The sequence below is a fragment of the Paraburkholderia sp. BL6669N2 genome (genome assembly GCF_003387275.1).
Classification (GTDB): domain Bacteria; phylum Pseudomonadota; class Gammaproteobacteria; order Burkholderiales; family Burkholderiaceae; genus Paraburkholderia.
In genome coordinates, this window is record NZ_QUNA01000001.1 from 2,645,046 (window position 1) to 2,669,590 (window position 24,545).

The following is a 24,545-nucleotide window of genomic DNA, read 5'->3' on the forward strand; positions in this document are numbered from 1 at the left end:
CAACTTATTCACCCAAATACGCCGCCCGCACCTTCGGATCATCCAGCATCTGCTTCGCGTCACCCGACATCGTGACCAGACCCGAGTCCATCACGTAGCCGCGATTCGCCGCCTGCAGCGCGAGACGCGCGTTCTGTTCGACCAGCAGCACGGTCATGCCTTCAGCCGAGATCGCCCGCACCACTTCGAAAATCTTCTCGACCATGATCGGCGACAGACCCATCGACGGCTCGTCCAGCAGCAACAGCTTCGGACGCGAGATGATCGCGCGCGCCATCGCCAGCATTTGCTGTTCGCCGCCCGAAAGCGTGCCGGCGTACTGCGCCGCACGTTCTTTCAGACGCGGGAAGAAGCCGAACATGCGATCCACGTCCGCCTTGATGCCGTCCGTATCCGTACGCAGATAAGCGCCCATCTGCATGTTCTCGACGATCGACATGCGCGCGAAGATGCCGCGCCCTTCCGGCACCATCGCGAGACCTTTCTTGAGCAGCAGATGCGGCGGCACGCCCTTGATCGACTCGCCCATGTACTCGATGTCGCCGATCGTGTACGGCTTGAGACCGGTGATCGCCTTCATCGTTGTGGTCTTGCCCGCGCCGTTCGCGCCGATCAGTGTGACCAGCTCGCCCTGCGCAACCTCGAGGTCAATCCCCTTGACTGCCTGGATGCCGCCGTAATTGACCTGCAGGCCCTTGATTTTCAACATTGCTGTAGCCATTAGTGGACCCCCGCACCCAGATAAGCTTCGATCACCTTCGGATCCTTCTGCACGTCCTGCGGCAGACCTTGCGCAATCACCTTGCCGTAGTCGAGCACCGTCATCTGGTTGCACAGACCCATCACGAGCTTCACATCGTGCTCGATCAGCAGAATCGTCTTGCCGTCCGCGCGAATCTTGTCGAGCAGCTTGGTCAGCTCGACCTTTTCCGTCGCGTTCATGCCGGCGGCCGGTTCGTCGAGTGCGAGCAGCTTCGGATCGGTTGCCAGCGCGCGCGCGATTTCCAGTCGACGTTGATGGCCGTACGACAGGTTGCGCGACGTGTAGTCCGCGTACTGCGCAATGCCCACGTATTCCAGCAGTTCGATCGCGCGTTCCTTGATCTCGCGCTCTTCCTTGCGCTCGGCCGGCGTCTGGAACACCGCGCCCAGCAGGCCGTGCTTGGTGCGCACGTGGCGCCCGACCATCACGTTTTCCAGCGCGGTCATGCCGCCGAACAGACGGATGTTCTGGAACGTGCGCGCGATGCCGGCTTTCGCCACCTGATACACCGCGGTCGGCGTGTAGTTCTCGCCGTCGAGCTTGAACTCGCCCGAATCCGGCGTGTACAGGCCCGTGATCACGTTGAAGAAGGTCGTCTTGCCGGCGCCGTTCGGGCCGATCAGACCGTAAATCTGGCCGGACTTGATTTCAAGCCCGACGTCGGACAGCGCCTGCAAACCGCCGAAGCGTTTGTTGACCCCTTTCACCGACAGTCGAATGTTATCGCTCATGTTTTTTCTCCGGCGGTGCTTAGGCGCGCACCGGCTTCTTGCCGCTGCGCTTCGACAGTTTCGCGATCTTGTCTTCATGCTTGGGCGACGGCCACAAGCCTTCCGAGCGGTACAGCATGATCAGCACCATCGCGAGTGCGTAGACCAGCTGACGGATCACTTCCGTATCGACGATTTCGTGGCCGAACACCATGTTCTGCAGCGGGCCCATCGTCGAGCGCAGGAATTCCGGCAGCACCGCGAGCAGCACCGCGCCGAGAATCACGCCCGGAATGTGGCCCATGCCGCCCAGCACCACGCACGCCAGCACCACGATCGACTCCGGCAGCGTGAACGATTCCGGCGACACGAAGCCCTGGAACGAGCCGAACATCGCGCCCGACAGGCCGCCGAACGACGCGCCCATCGCAAACGCCAGCAGCTTCACGTTGCGGGTGTTGATGCCCATCGCCTTGGCGGCGATTTCGTCTTCGCGGATCGCGGCCCATGCACGGCCGATACGCGAGTGCTGCAGGCGCGTACACACCCAGATCACCAGCAACGCGGCCAGCACGAACAGGTAGTAGTACGAGTACACCGACGGGAACTGGAAGCCGAACAGCGAGTGCGTTTGCGCGAGGCTGAAGTCGCCGACGTGCACCGGGTCGATCCCCGTGATCCCCTTCGGGCCGTTGGTGATGTTCACCGGACGGTCGAGGTTGTTCAGGAAAATCCGCACGATTTCCCCGAAGCCCAACGTCACGATGGCGAGGTAGTCGCCGCGCAGACGCAGCGTCGGTGCGCCGAGAATCACGCCGAAGAACGCGGCGACGGCCATCGCGCAGGGCACGATGATCAGGAACGGCACGTGCAGGCCATTCGGCGCGAGATGCGCGATCCACTCGAACTGCGACGCCAGATGCGGCGAGCTCAGTAACGCGGCCGTGTAAGCGCCGACCGCGTAGAACGCGATGTAGCCCAAGTCCAGCAGGCCGGCGAAGCCGACCACCACATTGAGGCCGAGCGCGAGCATCACGTACAGCATCGCGAAGTCGAGCACGCGGACCCAGTAGTTGCCGCCTGCGGTGCCGATGATCATCGGTGCCGCGATCACGAAGATCGCGGTGATGATGCCGACGGTCAGCGTCTTCGTCAGGTTCTTTTCAGGGATGAGCGTCGTGGACGGCTCGATCGGTTGAATTGAGGTCATGTCTGTTTTCTCCCGGGATCAGGCGCGATCCGCAACACGTTCGCCAAGCAGGCCCGACGGACGGAACACCAGCACGATGATCAGCACGATGAAAGCGAACACGTCCTGATAGTTACTGCCGAACACACCGCCAGTGAGGTTGCCGATATAGCCGGCGCCCAACTGTTCGATCAGCCCAAGAATCACGCCGCCCACCATCGCGCCGCCGAGATTGCCGATACCGCCGAGCACCGCTGCGGTAAAGGCCTTCAGGCCGGGGATGAAGCCCATATAGAAGTGCGCGTTGCCGTATTCCGACGCGATCATCACGCCGGCCAGAGCGGCGAGCGCCGAGCCAATCATGAAGGTGGCCGAGATCACGAAGTTCGGGTTCACGCCCATCAGCGAGGCATTGCCCGGGTTTTCAGCGATGGCTCGCATGGCGCGGCCGAGCTTGGTTTTGTGGACCAGCAGCAGCAGGCCGCCCATCACGAGGAACGCCACCACGATGATCACGATTTCAGTCATCGAGATCACGGCGCCAGGCGTCGTGTCGGTGGCCTTGATCACGTTGAGCGGGTCGGTGGGCAACAGCTGCGGGAACGGCAGCGGGTTGCGCGACCAGATCATCATCGCGAGGGTTTGCAGCAGGATCGACACGCCGATCGCGGTGATCAGCGGGGCGAGACGCGGCGCCTTGCGCAACGGCCGGTAGGCCACGCGCTCGATCGTGTAGCCGACCGCCGCGCACACAATGGCCGCAATGATCAGCGCGATGATGAGCGTCGGCACATTGCCGAGGCCGGGGAAGTGGTTCTGAAGCACGCCTATGGCTGAAAGCGCAACCATCGCGCCCACCATCAACACATCGCCGTGAGCGAAGTTGATGATGCCCAGGATGCCGTAAACCATCGTATAGCCCAGTGCGATGATGGCGTAAACGCTGCCAAGCACCAGCCCGTTGAGGACCTGCTGGATGAAAATATCCATTTAATGCTCCTTAGCCCGTGCGACTGGATTCGCGTTCTTCATCAGCCGGTGGGCGGTGATGCGGTACGCCAATCTCAACGGCACTGCGGGTACTGATGTAAAAGACCGGTAAGGGTTATCCGCTGCCGGTTCACCTTGGCGACTGGATGACAGTCGCGGGCTTGCCTTCGGCGGATGCAAAAACGGCACCGTTGGGTGGTTCGGTGCCGTCAGGCTGAACGTCCCGTCATCACATCTTCACGACGTCGAGAACCGCTTTTTTGCCGTCCTTGAAGTCGTAAAGCGTAATGGCGCCCTCTTTCAAATCACCCTTGTCGTCGAACGCGATGTGACCGATTACCCCGTTGTAATCAGTCGACGGCATCGCAGCCAGCACCTTGGGCGCCTCGATCGAATTAGCGCGCTTCATTGCATCGACAATCACGTACACAGCGTCATACGTGAACGGCGCGTAAATCTGCACCGGTGTGTGGAAGCGGTCCACGTACTTCTTTTCGAAGTCCGCTCCCTTGTCCATTTTCGAAAGCGCAAGTCCTGCTTCCGAACAGACCAGGTTTTGCACGGCGGTTCCCGCCAGCTCACCCACCTTGTCGGTACACACACCGTCGCCGCCAAGGATTTTTGCCCTGATACCGAGCGCCGCCGCCTGTTTGGTAAACGGCCCGCCCGTTGCGTCCATGCCGCCGAACATGATCACGTCCGGCTGAACACGCTTGATCTTTTTAAGGACGGCCTGAAACTCCGTAGCCCTGTCATTCGTGGTTTCGCGCGCAACGATCTTTGCCCCGCTCGCCTGCACTGTCTTCGCGAATTCGTCGGCCAGACCCTTGCCGTAGACGCTCGAGTCGTCGACGATCGCAATGCGTTTCGCGTTGAGCACTTTCGTTGCGTAATTGGCAAGCGCCGGCCCCTGCTGGGCATCGGTCGCCACCACGCGATAAGTCGTCTTGAAACCTTGTTGCGTGTACCCCGGGTTCGTCGACGACGGCGAGATTTCCAGGATCCCGGCATCGCTATATATCTTGGACGCCGGGATCGAGACGCCCGAATTCAAGTGGCCGACCACGGCGACGACATGATCGTCGACGAATCTTTCAGCGACCGCCGTGCCCGTTTTCGGGTCCGCGGCGTCATCTTGCGCGTCGAGCTCCAGCTGGATCTTGCGGCCGTCGATAGTCAAACCCTGGGTGTTGATTTCATCGACCGCCAAACGCGCGCCGTTTTCATTGTCTTTGCCAAGATGAGCAATGGGCCCGGTCAACGGGGCCGCATGACCGATCTTCACGACAGTCGCTTCGCTCGCCGGCGCCGCTGCAACCGTAGCCGCCGACGCACCCGCTCCCGCCTCGCCATCCTGTTTCTTGCCGCACGCGGTCAACATCGCAACCGCGGCCGCGATGGACACGGCGTAAGCAAATCTGACTCGCATTAAGTAGGTCTCCCGCACCTTCCAGAAACTATCGTTCAGGGCCCTAAGGCCTTGAGAACGCGCGCATTGTAACTCCAATTTTGCGACGGGCAATATTGTTGAACCGGCAGGGTTTTCCTGCATTGCAACCTTATTTTGAGAGCGAAATCCCCTAAAAGGCGCAACCCGGTTGCGATAGTTTTCCGTGCATCAGTTGCACCAGCGTCGCACCCAATGGCATCAAGTGTTGCGGCGAATTCCGCCGAGCCCCGGTGACAGCGCGCTTCGCCTTAGGTATTACGTTTTCGTGAGTATTGCGCTGCACGCACTATCTTAGTGCGTCAAAAAACCGCCGACTGCTTTAGTCATATAAAACGGGGCCGCATCACATATAAATCTATAAAAAACCGGATCACTTTTCAAAAAAATTTGTGCGTGCAGACGCCAAAACCAGCACTTTCTTGTGATCTGGCACTTTATTCTGGATAGGCTTGATGACGCCTGGAGATAAAAAAACGCGCCCTCGGGCGCGCTTTTCTTTCAGCAGTTGGCAGATTGTCAGGCCGGCAAACCCAGCCCGCGCGGCAACGGAAACGCGATGTTTTCCTCGATGCCGTCCAGCGCGCGCACGTTGCGCACGCCGAGTTCACGCAACCGGGCGATCACCGCCTGCGCCAGCACTTCCGGCGCCGAAGCCCCGGCCGTCACGCCGATGCGGCGCTTGCCTTCGACCCAGACCGGATCGATCTGATCGGGCGAGTCCACCATATAGGCAGGCACGCCAAGCTTTTCGGCCAGTTCGCGCAGCCGGTTGGAATTCGAACTATTTGGACTGCCGACCACGATCACGACGTCGCACTGCGGCGCCATGAACTTCACCGCATCCTGACGGTTTTGTGTAGCGTAGCAGATGTCCTGCTTCTTCGGCTCGCGGATGGCGGGGTATTTGGCCTTCAACGCACCGATGATCTCGGCGGCGTCGTCGACCGAGAGCGTGGTTTGCGTGACGAAGGCAATCCGCTCGGGATCGGCCAGTTGCAAGGCCTGCACGTCTTCGATGTCTTCCACCAGATGCATGCCCTCGCCCGCCTGCCCCATCGTGCCTTCGACTTCAGGATGACCTTTGTGGCCGATCATTACGATGTCGAAGCCGTCCTGGCGCATCTTCGCGACTTCGATATGCACCTTGGTCACGAGCGGGCACGTCGCGTCGTACACGCGCAACCCGCGCGACTCGGCTTCCGAACGCACGGCCTTCGACACGCCGTGCGCGCTGAAAATGACGGTATTGCCGGCGGGCACTTCTTCCAGCCGCTCGATGAAGATCGCGCCTTTCTTGCGCAGATCCTCGACGACGTAGGCGTTATGAACGATTTCGTGACGAACGTAGATCGGCGAGCCGTGCAACTTGATGGCCCGCTCGACGATCTCGATAGCCCGGTCGACGCCGGCGCAGAACCCGCGCGGCTGCGCCAGCAGGATCTCGGTTTCAGCAAGAGTCGTATCCGTGGTGCTCATGTTTACAGAATCCCGATGATTTTCACTTCAAACGCCAGCGCCTGGCCGGCAAGCGGGTGGTTGAAATCGAACAGAGCCGAGGTTTCGCCGACTTCTTTCAGGACGCCGGCGTAACGGCCGCCGCCCGGTGCGTTGAATTCGACCAGGTCGCCCGGAGAAAAATCCTCCCCGATCATGCTGTTTTCCCGCAGCGTGGCCAGCGACACGCGCTGGATCAATTCCGGATTGCGGGGACCGAACGCCTGCCCCGGCGTTAGCTGAAAGGTCGAATGGTGGCCCACCTTCAAACCGAGCAAAATATCTTCCAGCGGCGGCGCCAGTTGGCCCGCGCCCAACAGCAGCGTGGCCGGTTTGTCGTTAAACGTATTGATGACTTCGGCGCCATCGGCAAGGGAAAGCCGGTAGTGAAGCGTCACATGTGAACCGGGTTTCACTTCGGAAATGTCGATGATGCTCATGCAATGCTCGCTCAGTCGAAGCGCGCTGCACGCGTGCGCCGCTGGCGCAGTCGACGCGTGTGGCAAACCGTCGGGTGCCGTGCGCAAAGCGTCTATTGTAAGCCACATGGCGAGCGGCGGCTTGCGTCGTGGCGCCCAGAACCCGAAGCGGAGGACACTCTATATATGGCAGATGACGCCACCCTGTTTGACGAGGCAGCCCTGAAGGCGCCCGCCATCGAGTCGCAGCCGCCCAAGGGAACGGCCTGCGGCGCACCATCGCCCTCGCCGCTTCTGCGGGGCAAATGGCTTAAAGACGATATGCCGCGCGAGCGGTTGCTGAAGAAAGGGCCCGGCGCGTTGTCGGATACCGAAATGATCGTGCTGATACTCGGCTCCGGCCTGCCCGGTCACGACGTCTTCAGCGTCGCGCGCGAGTTGCTCGACCGTTTTGGCTCGCTGCGCGCCATGCTCGACGCGACTTACACGGATTTCGACGGCCTGCGCGGCATCGGCCCGGCGAAAAAAGCGCAGCTGCTCGCCATCATGGAAATGGCGCGCCGTTCGTTAGTGGACAAGCTGCGCTCACGCTCGCTGTTGAATTCACCCGAAGCCGTGGAAAATTACCTGCGTTTGCGCATCGGCGGGCGTCCGCTGGAGGTTTTCGTCTCGCTCTTCCTTGACGCGCGGCATCGACTGATACACTGCGAGGAAAGCGCGCACGGCACGCTCACGCGCATGGCCGTGTATCCACGGGAGATCGTGCGGCGCGCGCTGAGCCTGAATGCGGCCAGCTTGATCGTCGCGCACAATCACCCTTCGGGCGCCGTCCAGCCGAGCGCAAGCGACCACCGTCTGACGCATACGTTGCGCGATGCCCTGACACTGATCGACGTGCAACTGGTCGATCATCTGGTTGTCGGCGTCGACAGCGTTTACTCGTTTGCCCGCGCCGGCTGGCCGTGAGAAGGCGCGAACCAGGGTCGCGCAGATGCCACGGCGGGTCCGGCATCGCAAATAAGGTTTGATTTTGCGGCTTTTTTTCCGCTATAATTCCGGTTTGCCTATTTCCAACCCCCTGTTCCGAAGCCACCAAGGCGTTCCGGAAAGGAAACGTGCCTAGAGTTGTGTCAACAAGCTCAGCGCGAGTCTTTTCGGGAAACTTTCACGGCGTTCGAACTCAGAATTAGCGTATTAGGAGTGCTCTCATGGCACGCGTATGCCAAGTAACTGGGAAAGCGCCGATGAGCGGCAACAACGTTTCCCACGCGAACAACAAAACCAAGCGCCGGTTCCTGCCGAACCTGCAAAGCCGCCGTATCTGGGTGGAAAGCGAAAACCGTTTCGTGCGTCTGCGCATTTCGAACGCTGGTCTGCGCTTGATTGACAAGAACGGTATCGACTCCGTGCTCGCAGATCTGCGCGCACGCGGCGAAGCCTAAGGAGTAAATCATGGCAAAAGGCGCACGCGACAAGATCAAGTTGGAATCGACCGCAGGCACGGGTCACTTCTACACGACGACGAAGAACAAACGCAACATGCCGGAAAAGATGCTGATCAAGAAGTTTGATCCGGTCGTCCGTAAGCACGTTGAGTACAAGGAAACCAAGATTAAATAAATCTTGGCTCCTGCCTGACGAAGGCAAAGACATGCAAAAAGCCTCGCATTCGTGCGGGGCTTTTTTTGTTTTCGGCGTGCACTTGTTTTTGCATGTGTGCCGCTGTCGATGCATATTCGCTCACCGAATAGTCTTATGCCATTCGGCCAGCTTTCCCTCATCCATTGCGGCGCGTATCCTTTCTCGTTTTAGCGGCGAGCGAATGGCACGCCGTCACCGCAAAACGAAAAGACGGAGATGTAGGCAATGGAATTCGATGTGGCGATTGTCGGTAGCGGTCTGGCTGGCTTGAGCGTCGCGCTCAATCTGGCGGAAACACGTCGTGTAGCGGTGGTCGCCAAGCGATCGATGACTGAAGGCGCAAGCGACTGGGCGCAAGGCGGCATCGCCGCAGTTCTGGATTCAGCGGATAGCATCGAAAATCACGTACGCGACACGCTGATCGCCGGCGGCGGTCTTTGCGACGAAGCAGCCACGCGTTTCATCGTCGAACATGGCCGCGCGGCGATCGAATGGTTGATCGCGCAAGGCGTGCCGTTCACCAAAGACGACGCCGCCGAGCTCGGCTTCCACCTCACGCGCGAAGGCGGCCATAGCCATCGCCGGATCATTCATGCGGCAGATGCAACCGGCCATGCCGTGGTGGCCACGCTCAGCGAGCGCGTGCGCCGCCACCCGAACATCACGCTGCTCGAAGATCACTACGCCATCGACCTGATCACGTCCGACCGCCTCGGCTTGCCGGGTCGTCGTTGTCACGGCCTGTACGCGCTGGATCTGCAAAGCGGGCGCACGGTCACGATCGAAGCACCGCATACGGTGCTCGCCACGGGCGGCGCGGGCAAGGTCTATCTCTACACCACGAATCCCGACACTGCGACGGGCGACGGCATCGCGATGGCGTGGCGGGCTGGTTGCCGCGTGTCGAACATGGAATTCATCCAGTTCCATCCGACCTGCCTGTTCCATCCGTATGCAAAATCATTCCTGATTTCAGAAGCGGTGCGTGGCGAAGGCGGCATTCTCAAATTGCCCGACGGCACGCGCTTCATGCCGAATCACGACGAACGCGCTGAACTTGCGCCGCGCGATATCGTCGCGCGAGCGATCGACTTCGAAATCAAGAAGCGCGGCATCGACTGTGTGTATCTCGACATTAGCCATCAGTCGCCCGAATTCCTGCGTGAACACTTCCCGACGATTCTGGCGCGCTGCCAGGAATTCGGCATCGATATCACCAAAGAGGGCATTCCGGTCGTGCCTGCCGCGCACTACACGTGTGGCGGCGTCGTCACCGATCTGGCGGGCCGCACGGATCTCGCGGGCCTCTACGCGGTCGGCGAGACGTCATGCACGGGCCTTCATGGCGCGAACCGGTTGGCCAGCAATTCGTTGCTGGAGTGCCTCGTGATCGGCCTCTCCGCGGCGCAGGCTATCGAAGAAGAAGGGTTTAGTGCCGCCGTCCACGCCCCGCTGCCGGACTGGGACGAAAGCCGCGTGTCCGACCCCGACGAAGAAGTCGTGGTCGCGCACAACTGGGACGAACTGCGCCGCCTGATGTGGAATTACGTCGGTATCGTACGGACCGACAAGCGGCTCGCGCGAGCGAAGCATCGGCTCGCCCTGCTGCGCGACGAGATCCACGAGTATTACGCGAACTTCAAGGTGAGCCGCGACCTGCTCGAATTGCGCAATCTGGTCGACGTGGCTTCGCTGATCGTCGAAGGCGCGCGTTCGCGGCGCGAGAGCCGCGGTCTGCACTTCAGCCGTGACTGGCCGGCGACCTTGCCCAAGGCGCTGCCGACCGTGCTTTCGCCTGAGCATGTGCGCAATCGCAACGTGTGATTGAGACAAGCTGAAACGAAAAGGCCATCGCCGAAATGATCCGGCGATGGATTTTTGTCCGATTGGACATGAGTGGTTGCGAACCTGGGCGTCAGACGATTCGCATCGAGTAATCCGTTGCGCGGACGTCTTTGGTCAGCGCACCGATCGACACGCGATCGACGCCGGTTTCCGCAATCGTGCGCACCGTGTCGAAGTTCACGCCGCCCGATACCTCCAGCACTGCTCGCCCCGCCGTGATGTCCACCGCGTCGCGCATGGCATCGAATGAGAAATTGTCCAGCAGAATGGATTGCGCGCGATGAGCCAGCGCCGATTCCAACTGCTCGAGCGTCTCGACTTCGATCTGGATCGACACCCCCGCATTCAGCGCCAGCGCCGCGTCCATTGCAGCGCCCACACCGCCGGCCGCGGCAATGTGGTTTTCCTTGATGAGAATACCGTCGTACAGCGCGAGCCGTTGGTTCGCTCCACCGCCCACGCGCACCGCGTACTTCTGCGCGAGCCGCAAGCCCGGCAAGGTCTTGCGCGTGTCGAGAATGCGCGTTCGCGTATGCGCGACGGCATCGACATAGCGGCGCGTCGCGCTCGCCACGCCCGACAGTAATTGCAGGAAGTTCAGCGCGTTGCGTTCCGCGGTCAACAACGCGCGAACGGGGCCGCGCATTTCACAGACCGTTGAATTGGCCGTCATCAGTTCGCCTTCGCGATAACGCCACTGGACTTCGATACGCGGATCGACCTGGCGCATCACCGCTTCAAACCACGGCACCCCGCACAGCACCGCATCTTCGCGCACGATGACGCGTGCGTCACGCACGTCGTCAGCGGGAACGAGGCGGCCCGTCTGGTCACCCGCGCCGATATCTTCGGCCAGTGCATCGGTCACGTTGCGCGCCAGCGCGGCGTCAAACGCCGCGCCGTATTGCGCGTAAATTTCAGCGAACAGCGGCGACACCGCTTCGAGCTTGTTGCCTTCTACCGCGCCCATTAAGCCGCCCCCACATTCGAATACAGTTGCGTGTCGCGCGCGAGATCGCCGCTTGCCTGCACGCGCTTCTTATGGCGCGCCGCGAAGTCCAGCATCCGGTCGATCGGCAAACGCGCGCGCTCGCCGATCGCACGATCGACGAAAATTTCGTTGTGGCCGCGCTCGAGTACGTCGGCCAGATTCGCTAGGCCGTTCATCGCCATCCACGGGCAATGCGCGCAGCTCTTGCAGGTCGCGCTGTTGCCGGCCGTCGGCGCGGCAATCAGGGTCTTGCCGGGCGCGGCGAGCTGCATCTTGTGCAGAATGCCGAGATCGGTCGCCACGATGAAATGCGTCGCGTCGAGTTTCTGCGCCGCGTCGATCAACTGGGTGGTCGATCCCACCACGTCCGCTTGCGCGACCACATTAGCCGGCGACTCCGGGTGCACCAACACCTTGGCGCCGGGATATTCGGCGCGCAGCAGATCGAGTTCGATACCTTTGAACTCGTCGTGCACCAGACACGAACCTTGCCACAGCAGCATGTCCGCACCGGTCTTGTTCTGGATATAGCTGCCGAGGTGCCGATCCGGCGCCCAGATAATCTTCTCGCCGCGCGCGTGCAGATCGGCAACGATTTCCAGACCGATCGACGACGTCACCATCCAATCCGCACGCGCCTTCACCGCCGCACTCGTGTTCGCGTACACGACCACCGTGCGGTCCGGGTGCGCGTCGCAGAAAGCGGAGAATTCGTCGGCCGGGCAGCCGAGATCGAGCGAACAGGTCGCATCGAGATCCGGCATCAGAATGCGCTTGTCCGGACTGAGGATTTTTGCCGTCTCGCCCATGAAGCGCACGCCCGCGACGACTAGCGTCTGCGCAGCGTGATCGCGCCCGAAGCGCGCCATTTCCAGCGAGTCGGCCACGCAGCCGCCGGTCTCGTCGGCCAGTTCTTGCAATTCCGCATCGACATAATAGTGCGCGACAAGCACCGCTTTCTCGCGCTCGAGCAATGCGCGGATACGTGCCTTCAGCGCTACTTTCTCTTCCGCCGACGGCATGTCCGGCACCTTCGCCCACGCCTGCCCGATTCCGCAGGTCGTGCCCTGCGCCTGCGGCCGGTCGTATTCGACGGTCCTGATCGCCTGCTGATCCATGATCTCCTCTGCCTTCGCTCTGCCGCCGCGGACTGTCAATCGCGTGTCGTTGCAGTTTCCGCGGCCCAAAAAGCAAAACCCCGCCAACGCGGGGTTTTGTGACGTACAGAGATTTTAATGGATTTCGCTATCAGGCATAACGACGCAGTCGCATCGCAAACTCTTGCAGCGCTTTAATACCGCTCTGCTCAGCGCGATGACACCAGTCTTGCAACTGGATCAGCAACTGATCGCGCGATGCATTCGAGCGCTCCCACATGGCGGCGAGCTCATTGCGCATGTCGATGTAGGTCTTGAGCTTCTGGCTGTTCGCGAAGATTTGCGGCAGCTGGCGTTTCTGCGGCTCGTCCAGACCTGCTTCTTCTTTGTGGAACCAGCTACGCGCACCACGCATGACCTGATACTTCTCGCGCGCGCCGACTTCCTTCAAATGCGCCAGTTCCTGACGATAGGCGCGCTTGAGCGCCTTGCCGTAACGCGCCATCACTTCGTAGCGGTTGGCCAGCACGGCTTGCAGCGTGTCCTGATCGAGCACCAGCTTGCCGGTGGTCAGACGCGGCGTGGGCGCGACCTTCTTCACCTTGGCCAGACGGAACGCCGACATGATGCGGATATACATCCAGCCGATATCGAACTCGTACCATTTGTTCGACAGCTTGGCCGACGTCGCATACGTGTGGTGATTGTTATGCAACTCTTCACCGCCGATGATGATGCCCCACGGGAAGATGTTGGTGCTCGCATCCGACGAGTTGAAGTTGCGATAGCCCCAGAAGTGCGCGAGACCGTTGACCACGCCGGCGGCCCAGAACGGGATCCACACCATTTGCACGGCCCAGATGGTCAGACCGACGACGCCGAACAGCGCGACGTTCAGCACCATCATCAGGCTCACGCCGAGGATCGGGTACTTGGTGTACACGTTGCGTTCCATCCAGTCGTTCGGCGTGCCGTGACTGAACTTGCGCATGGTTTCTTCGTTTTTCGCTTCGACGCGATACAGTTCAGCGCCTTCGAGCAGCACCTTCCAGATACCGCGCGTTTGCGGGCTGTGCGGATCTTCTTCGGTCTCGCACTTGGCGTGGTGCTTACGGTGAATCGCGGCCCACTGGCCGGTCAACATGCCCGTGGTCATCCACAGCCAGAAACGGAAAAAATGACTGACGATCGGATGCAGCTCCAGCGCGCGGTGCGCCTGGCAGCGATGCAAATAGACCGTCACGCCGATGATCGTGATGTGCGTCGCGATCGCCGTGTACAGCACAAGTTGCCACCACGAGAAGTGCAACAGACCGTGGGCAAGGAAGTCGAGCAAAGAATTCAACAAGGCAATTTACCTGTGGAACGAGAGACACGAGACACACGCAAAATGCGCGCGTCAAGAAAGTGAAAGCATACAGCGGGATTGGACGGTATTCTACTTGAAGCGTTCCAAGTGTTTGTAACAAATAGGGATTTTTTGTGCGGGATCAACAGATGGAGCGCGCCAAAGGTCTCTGATAGACCCGTCGGCGCGCGTAGAGTGCCCGTCAGCGGCTGCTGTCGGACGGATTGACTGCCGCGGCGGTCATTGTTACCGGCTGCGGCATAACGTCGCTGACATTGCCGACGATTCGCACTTCGCGTTGCGCGAACGGAATGGCGATATCGTGTTCGGAGAACAGACGCCAGATATTGCGGTTGACCGCCGAGCGCACGCCCGAAGTGCCGGTGGCCGCATCCTCGATCCAGAAGCCCAGTTCGAGGTTGATACCGTCCGAGCCGAAACCCGCCAGATAAGCCGTCGGCGCCGGCTCCTGCAGCACCCGCGGCACGCCCTCCGCGGCCTGGGCGAGCAAGGTCATGGCCTGGTCGACGTCGCACGTGTAGGCGACCTGCACGGCCGCCTTCGCGTGACCGCGCGTCAGGTAAGACGACTGGTTCTGCACCACGTCCGTAATCAGCTTTTCGTTCGGAATCAGCGTTTCGATGCCGTCCAGCCCGCGCACCACCGTGTAGCGCGTGCGGATCTGCGTCACCATGCCTTGCAGACCGCTTACGTTGATCGTGTCGCCGATACGCAGCGAGCGGTCGATCAGGATGATGAAGCCCGACACATAGTTGCTCGCGATCTTCTGCAGGCCGAAGCCAAGCCCGACACCCAACGCGCCGCCGAACACGCCCAGCACGGTGATGTCGATCCCGACCAGCGACAGGCTGATCAGCACCGCCGCCAGCACGAACGCCGCCCGGCCGACTCGCGCCACCACGACCTTCAGGTTGGCGTCGAGCGTCTTCGAGCGCATCAGGCGGTCTTCGAATGTGGCGCCGAGCCACATCGCGACGACCATCGTCACGCACACCCACAGCAGACCCGAGATGAGCGAGAGCAGCGTCAAATGCGCGTTGGCGACGCTGAAATGCACGCCGGCCGCCCACGCGAGAACGTCGTCCTGAATGCCCATGACTGTGAGCACCATGCCGACCCAGACCACCGTCGAGACGATTTTCTCGACGAGGAAAAGCAGCGGATGCGTCTCGCCGTCATGACTGAAAACCCGTCGCGCGAAGAAAAATACGATGTAAATCAAGCCGATACCAAACAGCGGCACCAAAGCCAGATCGAGCAGCGCGGTGTGCATGAACTGGCCGGTGATCGACCGTGCAAGCCACACGAGGACCGCGCCGATCAGCGGAAAAAACGCGCGATTCAGGCTTTCCGCGCCGAAGCGCAGCGTCTGGTAACGCGTCTGGCGGCGTAGATCCAACGCGCGGCGCAACACGCTCGCGAGCAGCCAGGCGCCCGCGAGCGTCGCGATCAGCACGCCGACCTGCCACAGCATCACGGGTTGACCGAGGTCGCGCGCCAGGTCGCTGAACATATGAGGGAAGAGACGGTTTTGCATGATGTCGGCGCAATCGCCGACGCACGGACAGGTTGATGAATCGAACCCGGGTACGCCGGCAAAAGCCTGTTGCGCTTAGCTCTGGCGTTCCAGCACGGCGGCGAAGAAGCCGTCGGTCGCGTGGCGGTGCGGCCACAGCGACAGGTAATCTCCCATTTCCAGATCGATGCGCTGCTCGGCCAGCACGTCACGCGCGGGTACCAGAGCGAAATCCGGATGGTCGGCGAGGAATTGCTGCACCACGGCTTCGTTTTCCGCTTCCAGGATTGAGCAGGTGGCATAGACGAGCCGCCCGCCCTTTTTCACCAGACGCGCCGCGCTGGCCAGAATCGACGCCTGCTTCGGCGCCAGCTCGGCGACCGATTCCGGCGACTGGCGCCACTTCAGATCCGGATTACGGCGCAGCGTGCCCAAGCCGCTGCACGGCGCGTCGACCAGCACGCGGTCGATCTTGCCGGCGAGCCGCTTGATCTTGGCGTCGTGTTCGCTGTCGATCAGCACCGGGTTCACGTTCGACAGACCACTGCGCGCAAGCCGCGGCTTGAGCTTGGCGAGACGCCGCTCGGAGATGTCGAAGGCGTACAGCCGTCCGGTGGAGCGCATTGCGGCGCCCAGCGCCAGCGTCTTACCGCCCGCGCCGGCGCAGAAGTCGACGATCATCTCGCCGCGTTTGGGCGCGACCAGCGAACACAGCAACTGGCTGCCTTCATCCTGCACTTCGACCCAGCCGTGCTGGAACGCGTCGAGTTTGGTGAGCGGCGGCTTGCCGACCACGCGCACGCCGAACGGTGCGAACGGTGTCGCGCCGCCCTCGATGCCGGCCTTCGACAGCGCGTTCAACACGTCGTCGCGGCTGGCCTTGATCGGGTTCGCGCGCAGATCCAGCGGCGCCGGGTAGTTCAGCGCCGCGGCGAGTTGCGCCAGTTCGGCGGGTTCGAAACGCTTAGCCAGCGCCTGATAGATCCAGTCAGGCAGATTCAGGCGAATCCGCAGCGGCAGGCTTTCCGGGTCGATCTTCGACACATGTTCAAGCCAGCTCAACTCCTGTTCCGACACGAACGGCTTGAGCGCATTACGCCCCGCCGTCTGCATCAGGCCGAGCAACGCCATGCGGCGCGCCGGGTTGCCCGCGCCGCCTTCGGCCAGATGGGCGAACTCCATCCGGCGGCGGAGCACCGCGAAAACGGCCTCGGCGATCACGCCGCGCTCGCCGTGCCCGAGCTTCGGATGAGCGCGGAAGAAACGGCTGGTGGTGGCATCGGCCGGGCCGGTCAGTTTTAGGACTTCAGCCAACAAAGTCTCAGTTTGTCCAATCAAAAAACCATGCAATCTCATGCGCCCTCTCCGGCGGTGTGACCGGCAAAGAGCCATTGCGGCTCCGGCGGCGTAAGCGTGACGCGCAGGCCGTCCAGAGCAAGGCGCCCTTCGACGAACCAGCGCACCGCGCGTGGATAAATGATGTGTTCGGTTGCCAGCACGCGTTCGGCGAGCATGGCGGGGGTGTCGCCCGTCTCGACGGGCACCGCCGCTTGCGCGACGATCGGCCCGTGATCCAGTTGCGACGTGACAAAATGCACGGACGCGCCGTGCAGCCGCACGCCCGCGTCGAGCGCCTGCTGATGGGTTTTCAGGCCCGGAAAGCTCGGCAACAGCGACGGATGCACGTTCAGCATGCGCCCGGCGTAATGATCGACGAAACCGGCCGTCAGCACCCGCATGAATCCAGCAAGCACGACCAGGTCGGGCGCAAAACTATCGATTTGCTCGGCCAGCGCGGCGTCGAAGCTGTCGCGGTCGGGAAACTGGCGGTGGTCGACCACCGCCGTGGCAATGCCGTGCGACGCCGCGAACGCAAGGCCCGCGGCGTCGGGACGGTTGGCAATCACGGCGGCGACTTGCGCCGGCCAGGCCTCGTTCGAGCAGGCTCGAACGATGGCTTCCATGTTGCTTCCCCGTCCGGAAATCAGGATGACGAGTTTTTTCATCCGCGGATTTTATCATTCGGGGACACCGAAACCGCGACGCGCCGCCGTCCACTGCGCCGAACGTTTATAATCGTTTGTTTTGCGGCACCCCGCCCGCTCCATCTCAAACCCGCTATCGTGAGAGTCTTCCGCGGTCTTCCCAATGCTGAAAGCCGTGCGCCCTGCGCACTGACCATCGGCAACTTCGACGGTGTCCACCGCGGCCATCAGGCTTTGCTCGCCCACGTGCGAGCGGCTGCCGATGCGCGCGGCCTGCCCGTCTGCGTGATGACCTTCGAGCCGCACCCGCGCGAGTTCTTCAATCCGGCGGGCGCGCCGCCGCGCATCGCCATGCTGCGCGACAAGCTCGAGGCGCTGCGCACCAACGGCGTCGACCGGGTGGTTGTCGAGCACTTCAATCACACGTTCGCGAGCCAGTCGCCGGACACGTTCGTCGAACGGATCATCGTCAACGGACTGCACGCGCGCTGGGTGATGATCGGCGACGACTTCCGCTACGGCGCGAAGCGCGCGGGCGACTTCGGGTCGCTCAAGGCGGCGGGTCAGCAGTACGGTTTCGAAGTCGAGCAGATGGCCACGGTGGCCGATCCGTCAGGCGCGCGCATTTCCAGCTCTGGCGTGCGCGCCGCGCTGGTGGCGGGCGACCTCGACTCGGCGCGTGCCGCGCTGGGCCGCGATTATCTGATCAGCGGCCATGTCGTGCACGGCATGAAGCTCGGCCGCGATCTCGGCTTCCCCACGCTCAATGTGCCGATCGCTCACAAGCGCCCGGCGCTCGCGGGCATCTTCGTGGTGCGCGTGCACGGCGTAGCGGACGAGCCGCTGCCGGGCGTCGCGAGCCTCGGCCTGCGTCCCACGGTAGACGATTCCGGCCGCGTGCTGCTCGAAGTTCACCTGCTCGACTGGCATGGCGACGCATATGGCAAACTCGTGCGCGTCGAATTCCTGAAGAAGCTGCGCGACGAGGAAAAGTACATCGACCTCGAAACGCTAACCGCCGCCATCAAGCGCGACGTCGTCAACGCGCGCGCGTGGTTCGCGGCTGTCGGCGCCGGCACGCCGGGCAGCCGTTCCACCGGCTTCGCCACCTCGGCCACCGACCGAATTAGATAACCGCCGTGGTCCATGCAGGCGCTCAAGCGCCGCGTGCGTGGACCCTCGCCGCGCGCATCGAAGGGCGTCCGTGGATCACGCGACATGCCCGCCGGGCGCGCCCAACGCCCTCGCGCATCGTGCGCATTCCGCGCGCTACCGCGCATAGAAAGAATTCACCGCGACCTCATCATGAGCAATAAGAAAGCCGATTCGAAACCGCAGTCACGCTACCCGGTCAACCTGCTCGACACGCCGTTCCCGATGCGCGGCGACCTGCCCAAGCGCGAGCCGCAATGGGTCAAGGAATGGCAGGAGCGCAAGGTCTACGAAATGATCCGCGCGGCCTCCAAGGGCCGCAAGAAGTTCATCCTGCACGACGGCCCGCCGTATGCGAACGGCGACATCCACCTCGGCCACGCGGTGAACAAGATCCTGAAGGACATGATCGTCAAGGCGCGCAATCTGGCGGGCTTCGACGCGGTCTACGTGCCGGGTTGGGATTGCCACGGCATGCCGATCGAAATCCAGATCGAAAAGCAGTTCGGCAAGTCGCTGCCGGCCGCCGAAGTAATGCAAAAGGCGCGCGCTTACGCGACCGAGCAGATCGAGAAGCAGAAGGTCGGCTTCCGCCGCCTCGGCGTGCTCGGCGACTGGGACAATCCGTATAAGACCATGAACTTCACGAACGAAGCCGGCGAAATCCGCGCGCTCGCGAAGATCATGGAAAAAGGCTACGTGTTCCGCGGCCTGAAGCCGGTGAACTGGTGTTTCGATTGTGGCTCGGCACTCGCCGAAGCGGAAGTCGAATACAAGGACAAGACCGATCCGACCATCGACGTGCTGTTCAGCTTCGCCGAGCCCGAAAAAACGGCGCAAGCGTTCGGTTTGAATGCGCTGCCGCGCAACGAAGGCGGCATCGTGATCTGGACCACCACGCCGTGGACCATCCCCGCCAACCAGGCGCTGAACCTGCATCCGGAAATCGTCTACGCGCTGGTCGACACGCCGCGCGGCCTGCTAATCCTTGCTGAAGAGCGCGTTGAAGCGTGCCTGAAGCTGTACGGCCTCGAAGGCACGATCGTCGCCACCACGCCGGGTGCGAAGCTCGTCAATCTGCGCTTCCATCACCCGCTCGCGTCCGCGCATCCGGGCTACAAGCGCACGGCGCCGGTCTATCTCGGCGACTATGTGACGACCGAAACGGGTACGGGTATCGTGCACTCGTCCCCGGCGTACGGCGTGGAAGACTTCGTGTCGTGCAAGGCGCACGGCATGGCGGATTCCGACATCATCAATCCGGTGATGGGCGACGGCCGCTATATCGAATCGCTCGCGCTGTTCGGCGGCCTGTCGATCTGGGCGGCCAACCCGCAAATCGTCGAAGCGCTGCAAGGCGCCGGCACGCTGATGCGCACCGAGAAGTACACGCACAGCTACATGCACTGCTGGCGCCACAAGACGCCGATCATCTACCGCGCAACCTCGCAATGGTTCGCCGGCATGGACGTGAAGCCGACCGATACCGACAAGACGTTGCGCGAAACCGCGCTGGAAGGCATCGAGAACACCGCCTTCTATCCCGCGTGGGGCAAGCAGCGTCTGTTCAGCATGATCGCCAACCGCCCGGACTGGACGCTGTCGCGCCAACGCCAATGGGGCGTGCCGATGGCGTTCTTCGTGCACAAGGAAACCGGCGAACTGCACCCGCGTACGCTGGAGTTGCTCGAAGAAGTCGCGCAACGTGTGGAAAAGGCCGGCATCGAAGCATGGCAAACGCTCGACCCGCGCGAGTTGCTCGGCGACGACGCTAACATGTACGAAAAGAACCGCGACACGCTCGACGTGTGGTTCGATTCGGGCACCACGCATTGGCACGTGCTGCGCGGCTCGCACAAAGACGAACTGCAATTCCCGGCCGACCTATATCTGGAAGGCTCGGACCAGCATCGCGGCTGGTTCCACTCGTCGCTGTTGACCGCCTCGATGCTCGACGGCCGTCCGCCGTACAACGCGCTGCTCACGCACGGCTTCACCGTGGACGGCGAAGGCCGCAAGATGAGCAAGTCGCTCGGCAACGGTGTCGATCCGCACGAAGTGGCCAACCGCCTCGGCGCGGAAATCATCCGCCTGTGGATTGCGTCGACAGATTACTCGGGCGAATTGGCGATCTCGGAGGAAATCCTGAAGCGCGTCACGGAAAGCTACCGCCGTATCCGCAACACGCTGCGCTTCCTGCTCGCGAATCTGTCGGACTTCGACTTCGAGAAAAACGCGCGTCCGGTCGAAGACTGGCTCGAGATCGACCGCTATGCGGTGGCGCTGTCGGCGAATCTGCAGAACGACATCCTCTCGCATTACGACAAGTATGAATTCCACCCGGTGGTCGCCAAGCTGCAGACGTTCTGCTCGGAAGACCTCGGCGGCTTCTATCTGGACGTATTGAAAGACCGCCTGTACACGACCGCCGCGGACTCCGTCGCGCGCCGCTCGGCGCAAACCGCGCTGTATCACATCGCGCACGGCCTGCTGCGTCTGATGGCGCCGTTCCTGTCGTTCACCGCCGAAGAAGCGTGGAAGATCTTCCAGCCGAATAGCGAAACGATCTTCACCGAGACGTATCACGCGTTCCCGGCCGTGCCGGAAGCCGGTGCTCTGCTCGACAAATGGACGCTCCTGCGCGCCGCACGCAGCGACGTGACCAAGGCGCTCGAGGAAGCGCGCGTGGCGAACCTGATCGGCTCGTCGTTGCAGGCGGAAGTTGAAATCCGCGCGAGCGGCGCACGCTACGAAGCGCTCACGAGCCTCGGCGACGACCTGAAGTTCGTGCTGATCACGTCCGCGGCAAGCGTGGTGAAGGTCGACAGTGAGGCGGAAGAAGGCGTCGAAGTCATCGCCTCGAAGTATCTGAAGTGCGAACGCTGCTGGCACTACCGCGCGGACGTCGGCGCGAACGCCGAACACCCCACGCTGTGCGGCCGCTGCTTCAGCAATCTGTTCGGCAACGGTGAAATCAGGAGCGCGGCATAATGGCCAGAACCATGTCGAAAACCGCGTCGAAAACATCTGCTGCAAACGGTTCGCTGGCGCCCTGGCTGGGCGTCGCGCTGATCGTCATCCTGTTCGATCAGCTGACGAAAATCGCGGTGCAGAAAGTGTTCGCCTACGGTGTCGCGCACGAGGTCACGTCGTTCTTTAATCTGATCCTCGTGTACAACCGCGGCGCGGCATTCAGCTTCCTCGCCATGGCGGGCGGCTGGCAACGCTGGGCGTTCACCGCGCTCGGCGTGGTGGCCGCGCTGGTGATCTGCTATCTGCTCAAGCGCCACGGCGGGCAGAAAATGTTCTGCACGGCGCTCGCGCTGATTCTCGGCGGCGCGCTCGGCAACGTGATCGACCGGCTCGCGTATGGCCACGTGATCGACTTCCTCGATTTCCACGTGCGCACGTGGCACTGGCCGGCGTTCAATCTCGCCGACAGCGCGATTACGGTCGGCGCGGTGCTGCTGGTGCTCGACGAGTTGCGGCGCGTGCGCGGTTCGCGCTAACGGCCCACGCTGACTGCGCGCTGATGTTTGCGCGCGAGTACGCTTTGAAAGGCGCGGCGGCGGGGACGCAATGCCTCGCTGCCGGCCATCACGCTTTGTCGGAGGCTTTCGTTGGCAACCGCAGAACTCGCAGGAAAACACCTCGTCCTCGGCATGACGGGCGGCATTGCCTGCTACAAGATCGCCGAACTCACGCGTCTGTTGACCAAGGCCGGCGCGACCGTGCAGGTCGTCATGACCGAAGCGGCCACCCAGTTCATCACCCCCGTCACCATGCAGGCGCTCTCGGGCCACCCGGTCTACACGAGCCAGTGGGACGGGCGCGTGCCGAACAACATGGCGCACATCGATTTGTCGCGTGAAGCGGATGCGATCGTGATCGCGCCCGCCTCGACCGACTTCCTCGCCAAACTCGCGCACGGCATGGCCGACGATTTGCTGTCCACGTTGTGTGTCGCCCGCGACTGTCCGCTGCTGGTGGTGCCGGCCATGAACCGGCAGATGTGGCAGAACCCGGCCACGCAACGCAACGTCGCGCAAGTGCGCGCGGACGGCATCGAAGTACTCGGGCCCGATTCCGGCCCGCAGGCGTGCGGCGAAGTCGGCGACGGCCGCATGCTCGAGGCCGCGGCCACTTACGAAGCGATCGCCTCGTTCTTCGCGCCGAAAATCCTTGCCGGCAAGCGCGTGCTGCTGACCGCCGGACCAACGTTCGAACCGCTCGACCCGGTACGCGGCATCACCAACCGCTCCAGCGGCAAGATGGGCTTCGCGCTGGCGCGCGCCGCGCAGCAGGCGGGCGCCGAGGTGCATCTGATCGCCGGTCCCGTCGCGCTCGAAACGCCGTGGGGCGTTTTCCGTCAGGACGTGCAGACCGCGCAGCAGATGCATGACGCGGTGATGCGCTCGGTCGCGGACGCGGACATTTTCATCGGCGTGGCCGCGGTAGCCGATTGGCGCGTCGATCACGCCAGCGAGCACAAGATCAAGAAGACTGCGGATCGTGCGCTGCCCACGTTTTCCTTCGTTGAAAATCCGGACATTCTGGCCTCGGTGGCGAAGCTGCCGCATCCACCGTTCGCGGTCGGTTTCGCCGCGGAAAGCGGCGATCTGGAAGTACACGGCGAAGAAAAGCGCCTGCGTAAAAACGTGCCGCTTCTGATCGGCAATCTTGGCCCGCTGACTTTTGGCCTCGACGACAACGAGGTGATCCTGTTCGAAGCAGGCGGCGCAACGAAGCTGCCACGCGCCGACAAACGGACGCTCGCGCGCGCGCTGATCGCGGAGATCGCGAAGCGTCTGCCCGACACAAGTCTGATTCGCTGAGCGATTCCGGCGGCCGCCTGAATGCGGTCGCCGTGAGTCGCGTTGGCGAATGGAATCATCTGGAGCGGCACCGACATGACGCGACTCTCCGTACTCGATCAAACGCCCGTGATTTCCGGGCACTCGGTGGCGGATGCGATCGCCGCCACGGTCGAACTCGCACAACTCGCCGACGATCTCGGCTACACGCGTTACTGGTGCGCCGAGCATCACGGCCTGCGCGGCGTGTCGAACCCCTGCCCTGAGGTCATGCTGGCGCGCCTCGGCAGCGTGACTCGACACATCCGACTCGGCTCCGGCGGCGTGATGCTGCCGTACTACAGCCCATTCAAGGTCGCCGAGCAATTCATGATGCTCGAAGCGCTGTTCCCCAATCGCATCGATCTGGGCGTGGGACGCGCACCGGGCGGCGACATGCGCACCGCGCAAGCGGTCGCTGCCGGCGACTACAATCGCGGCGATATTTTTCCGCAGCAGGTGGCCGATCTGCTCGGTCTGATGCACGGCACCTTGCCCGCCGATCACATTGCGAGCGGCGTGCTGCTGCAACCGCAAGTCGATACGCGTCCGCAAGTGTGGATGCTCGGGTCGAGCGAATTCGGCGGCTTGCTGGCGGCGCAACTCGGCATTCCCTTCGCGTTCGCGCACTTCATCAACGCGCATTTCGGCCATCAGGTCGCGCATGCGTATCGCGAACGCTTCAAGGCCGGCCAAGGCATACAGCAACCGTATCTGGCAGCCGCGGTGTTCGTGATTTGCGCCGACAGCGAACAGGAAGCAGCCGATCTGGAGAAGGCCGTCGATCTGCGCCGCGTGCAAATGGCCTACGGCCTGAACGAACCGATCCCGACGATCGAACAGGGCGTCGCGCAGGAATACGGCGAGCGCGAGCGTCTGGTGATCGATCGCGAAAAACCGCGCAGTATCATCGGCACGTCGGAAACGGTCACCGAGCGCTTGCACTCGTTGCAGGAACAGTTCGACGCCGACGAACTGATCGTGCTCACCGTGGCGGGCAGCTACCGCGCCCGTCTTCGCTCCTATGAACTTCTCGCCGAAGCGTTCCAGCTCGAACGCCCGGCCTCCACTACTTAACCTT

The 24,545-nt window shown here is 62.3% G+C and carries 22 protein-coding genes; 9 read left to right on the top strand and 13 right to left on the bottom strand.

Going from position 1 to position 24,545, the window contains the following annotated elements; genetic code table 11:
* Positions 1–4: 4 nt before the first annotated feature.
* From B0G80_RS11980 to B0G80_RS12010, 7 genes are all read right to left on the bottom strand, one after another.
* Positions 5–721: an ABC transporter ATP-binding protein gene (locus tag B0G80_RS11980; protein ID WP_012434106.1), complete on the bottom strand. Its 717-nt coding sequence runs from the start codon at positions 719–721 to the stop codon at positions 5–7.
* A complete protein-coding gene (locus B0G80_RS11985; protein ID WP_095418433.1) occupies positions 721–1,494 on the bottom strand; it encodes an ABC transporter ATP-binding protein in 774 nt (257 codons plus the stop codon). The genes B0G80_RS11980 and B0G80_RS11985 overlap by 1 nt, the downstream gene beginning before the upstream one ends.
* 19 nt (positions 1,495–1,513) lie before the next feature.
* A complete protein-coding gene (locus B0G80_RS11990; RefSeq protein ID WP_116118132.1) occupies positions 1,514–2,683 on the bottom strand; it encodes an ABC transporter permease subunit in 1,170 nt (389 codons plus the stop codon).
* A gap of 18 nt (positions 2,684–2,701) precedes the next feature.
* On the bottom strand, positions 2,702–3,652 hold the full coding sequence (locus tag B0G80_RS11995; RefSeq protein ID WP_012434109.1) for a branched-chain amino acid ABC transporter permease: 951 nt from the start codon (positions 3,650–3,652) through the stop codon (positions 2,702–2,704).
* Between the two features lie 229 nt (positions 3,653–3,881).
* Complete coding sequence (locus B0G80_RS12000; RefSeq protein ID WP_116118133.1) at positions 3,882–5,081, bottom strand: branched-chain amino acid ABC transporter substrate-binding protein; 1,200 nt, start codon at positions 5,079–5,081, stop codon at positions 3,882–3,884.
* 537 nt (positions 5,082–5,618) lie between these two features.
* A complete protein-coding gene (gene ispH, locus B0G80_RS12005; RefSeq protein WP_106283409.1) occupies positions 5,619–6,578 on the bottom strand; it encodes a 4-hydroxy-3-methylbut-2-enyl diphosphate reductase in 960 nt (319 codons plus the stop codon).
* Positions 6,579–6,580: 2 nt separating this feature from the next.
* Entirely contained in the window at positions 6,581–7,036 is a 456-nt protein-coding gene (locus B0G80_RS12010) for a peptidylprolyl isomerase (protein WP_106283410.1), read from the bottom strand.
* Between the two features lie 165 nt (positions 7,037–7,201).
* Here B0G80_RS12010 and radC point away from each other — a divergent pair, with 165 nt between their 5' ends.
* From radC to nadB, 4 genes are all read left to right on the top strand, one after another.
* Positions 7,202–7,981: a RadC family protein gene (gene radC, locus B0G80_RS12015; protein ID WP_116118134.1), complete on the top strand. Its 780-nt coding sequence runs from the start codon at positions 7,202–7,204 to the stop codon at positions 7,979–7,981.
* Between the two features lie 242 nt (positions 7,982–8,223).
* Entirely contained in the window at positions 8,224–8,457 is a 234-nt protein-coding gene (gene rpmB / locus B0G80_RS12020) for a 50S ribosomal protein L28 (protein ID WP_012434114.1), read from the top strand.
* A 10-nt stretch (positions 8,458–8,467) separates the two neighbouring features.
* Positions 8,468–8,635, top strand: coding sequence for a 50S ribosomal protein L33 (gene rpmG, locus B0G80_RS12025; RefSeq protein ID WP_007180630.1), 168 nt, complete (start codon positions 8,468–8,470; stop codon positions 8,633–8,635).
* Positions 8,636–8,881: 246 nt separating this feature from the next.
* The gene (gene nadB, locus B0G80_RS12030; RefSeq protein ID WP_116118135.1) at positions 8,882–10,480 is read left to right on the top strand and encodes an L-aspartate oxidase; all 1,599 of its coding nucleotides are present in this window, start codon (positions 8,882–8,884) and stop codon (positions 10,478–10,480) included.
* Positions 10,481–10,571: 91 nt separating this feature from the next.
* Here the strand turns inward: nadB and nadC are convergent, their stop codons facing one another.
* The 6 genes from nadC to purN all read right to left on the bottom strand — a co-directional run bounded on the left by nadC (position 10,572) and on the right by purN (position 17,480).
* On the bottom strand, positions 10,572–11,471 hold the full coding sequence (gene nadC, locus B0G80_RS12035; protein ID WP_116118136.1) for a carboxylating nicotinate-nucleotide diphosphorylase: 900 nt from the start codon (positions 11,469–11,471) through the stop codon (positions 10,572–10,574).
* Positions 11,471–12,610, bottom strand: coding sequence for a quinolinate synthase NadA (nadA, locus tag B0G80_RS12040; protein ID WP_116118137.1), 1,140 nt, complete (start codon positions 12,608–12,610; stop codon positions 11,471–11,473). Before nadA ends, nadC begins: the two co-directional genes overlap by 1 nt.
* 130 nt (positions 12,611–12,740) lie before the next feature.
* On the bottom strand, positions 12,741–13,937 hold the full coding sequence (locus tag B0G80_RS12045; protein ID WP_106314174.1) for a fatty acid desaturase: 1,197 nt from the start codon (positions 13,935–13,937) through the stop codon (positions 12,741–12,743).
* A 202-nt stretch (positions 13,938–14,139) separates the two neighbouring features.
* Positions 14,140–15,495, bottom strand: a complete 1,356-nt coding sequence (locus tag B0G80_RS12050) for a mechanosensitive ion channel family protein (RefSeq protein WP_116118138.1) — start codon at positions 15,493–15,495, stop codon at positions 14,140–14,142.
* 75 nt (positions 15,496–15,570) lie between these two features.
* Complete coding sequence (locus tag B0G80_RS12055) at positions 15,571–16,830, bottom strand: RsmB/NOP family class I SAM-dependent RNA methyltransferase (protein WP_106283416.1); 1,260 nt, start codon at positions 16,828–16,830, stop codon at positions 15,571–15,573.
* The gene (purN, locus tag B0G80_RS12060; protein WP_116118139.1) at positions 16,827–17,480 is read right to left on the bottom strand and encodes a phosphoribosylglycinamide formyltransferase; all 654 of its coding nucleotides are present in this window, start codon (positions 17,478–17,480) and stop codon (positions 16,827–16,829) included. The genes B0G80_RS12055 and purN overlap by 4 nt, the downstream gene beginning before the upstream one ends.
* A gap of 117 nt (positions 17,481–17,597) precedes the next feature.
* On the opposite strand from purN, the gene B0G80_RS12070 reads away from it, so the two are divergent.
* From B0G80_RS12070 to B0G80_RS12090, 5 genes are all read left to right on the top strand, one after another.
* Positions 17,598–18,593, top strand: coding sequence for a bifunctional riboflavin kinase/FAD synthetase (locus tag B0G80_RS12070; protein ID WP_106283418.1), 996 nt, complete (start codon positions 17,598–17,600; stop codon positions 18,591–18,593).
* Between the two features lie 171 nt (positions 18,594–18,764).
* Positions 18,765–21,602, top strand: coding sequence for an isoleucine--tRNA ligase (gene ileS, locus B0G80_RS12075; RefSeq protein ID WP_116118140.1), 2,838 nt, complete (start codon positions 18,765–18,767; stop codon positions 21,600–21,602).
* A gap of 11 nt (positions 21,603–21,613) precedes the next feature.
* The gene (gene lspA / locus B0G80_RS12080; RefSeq protein ID WP_106283460.1) at positions 21,614–22,120 is read left to right on the top strand and encodes a signal peptidase II; all 507 of its coding nucleotides are present in this window, start codon (positions 21,614–21,616) and stop codon (positions 22,118–22,120) included.
* 111 nt (positions 22,121–22,231) lie between these two features.
* The gene (coaBC, locus tag B0G80_RS12085) at positions 22,232–23,446 is read left to right on the top strand and encodes a bifunctional phosphopantothenoylcysteine decarboxylase/phosphopantothenate--cysteine ligase CoaBC (RefSeq protein ID WP_116118141.1); all 1,215 of its coding nucleotides are present in this window, start codon (positions 22,232–22,234) and stop codon (positions 23,444–23,446) included.
* A gap of 75 nt (positions 23,447–23,521) precedes the next feature.
* Complete coding sequence (locus B0G80_RS12090; RefSeq protein WP_116118142.1) at positions 23,522–24,541, top strand: LLM class flavin-dependent oxidoreductase; 1,020 nt, start codon at positions 23,522–23,524, stop codon at positions 24,539–24,541.
* Positions 24,542–24,545: the final 4 nt, after the last annotated feature.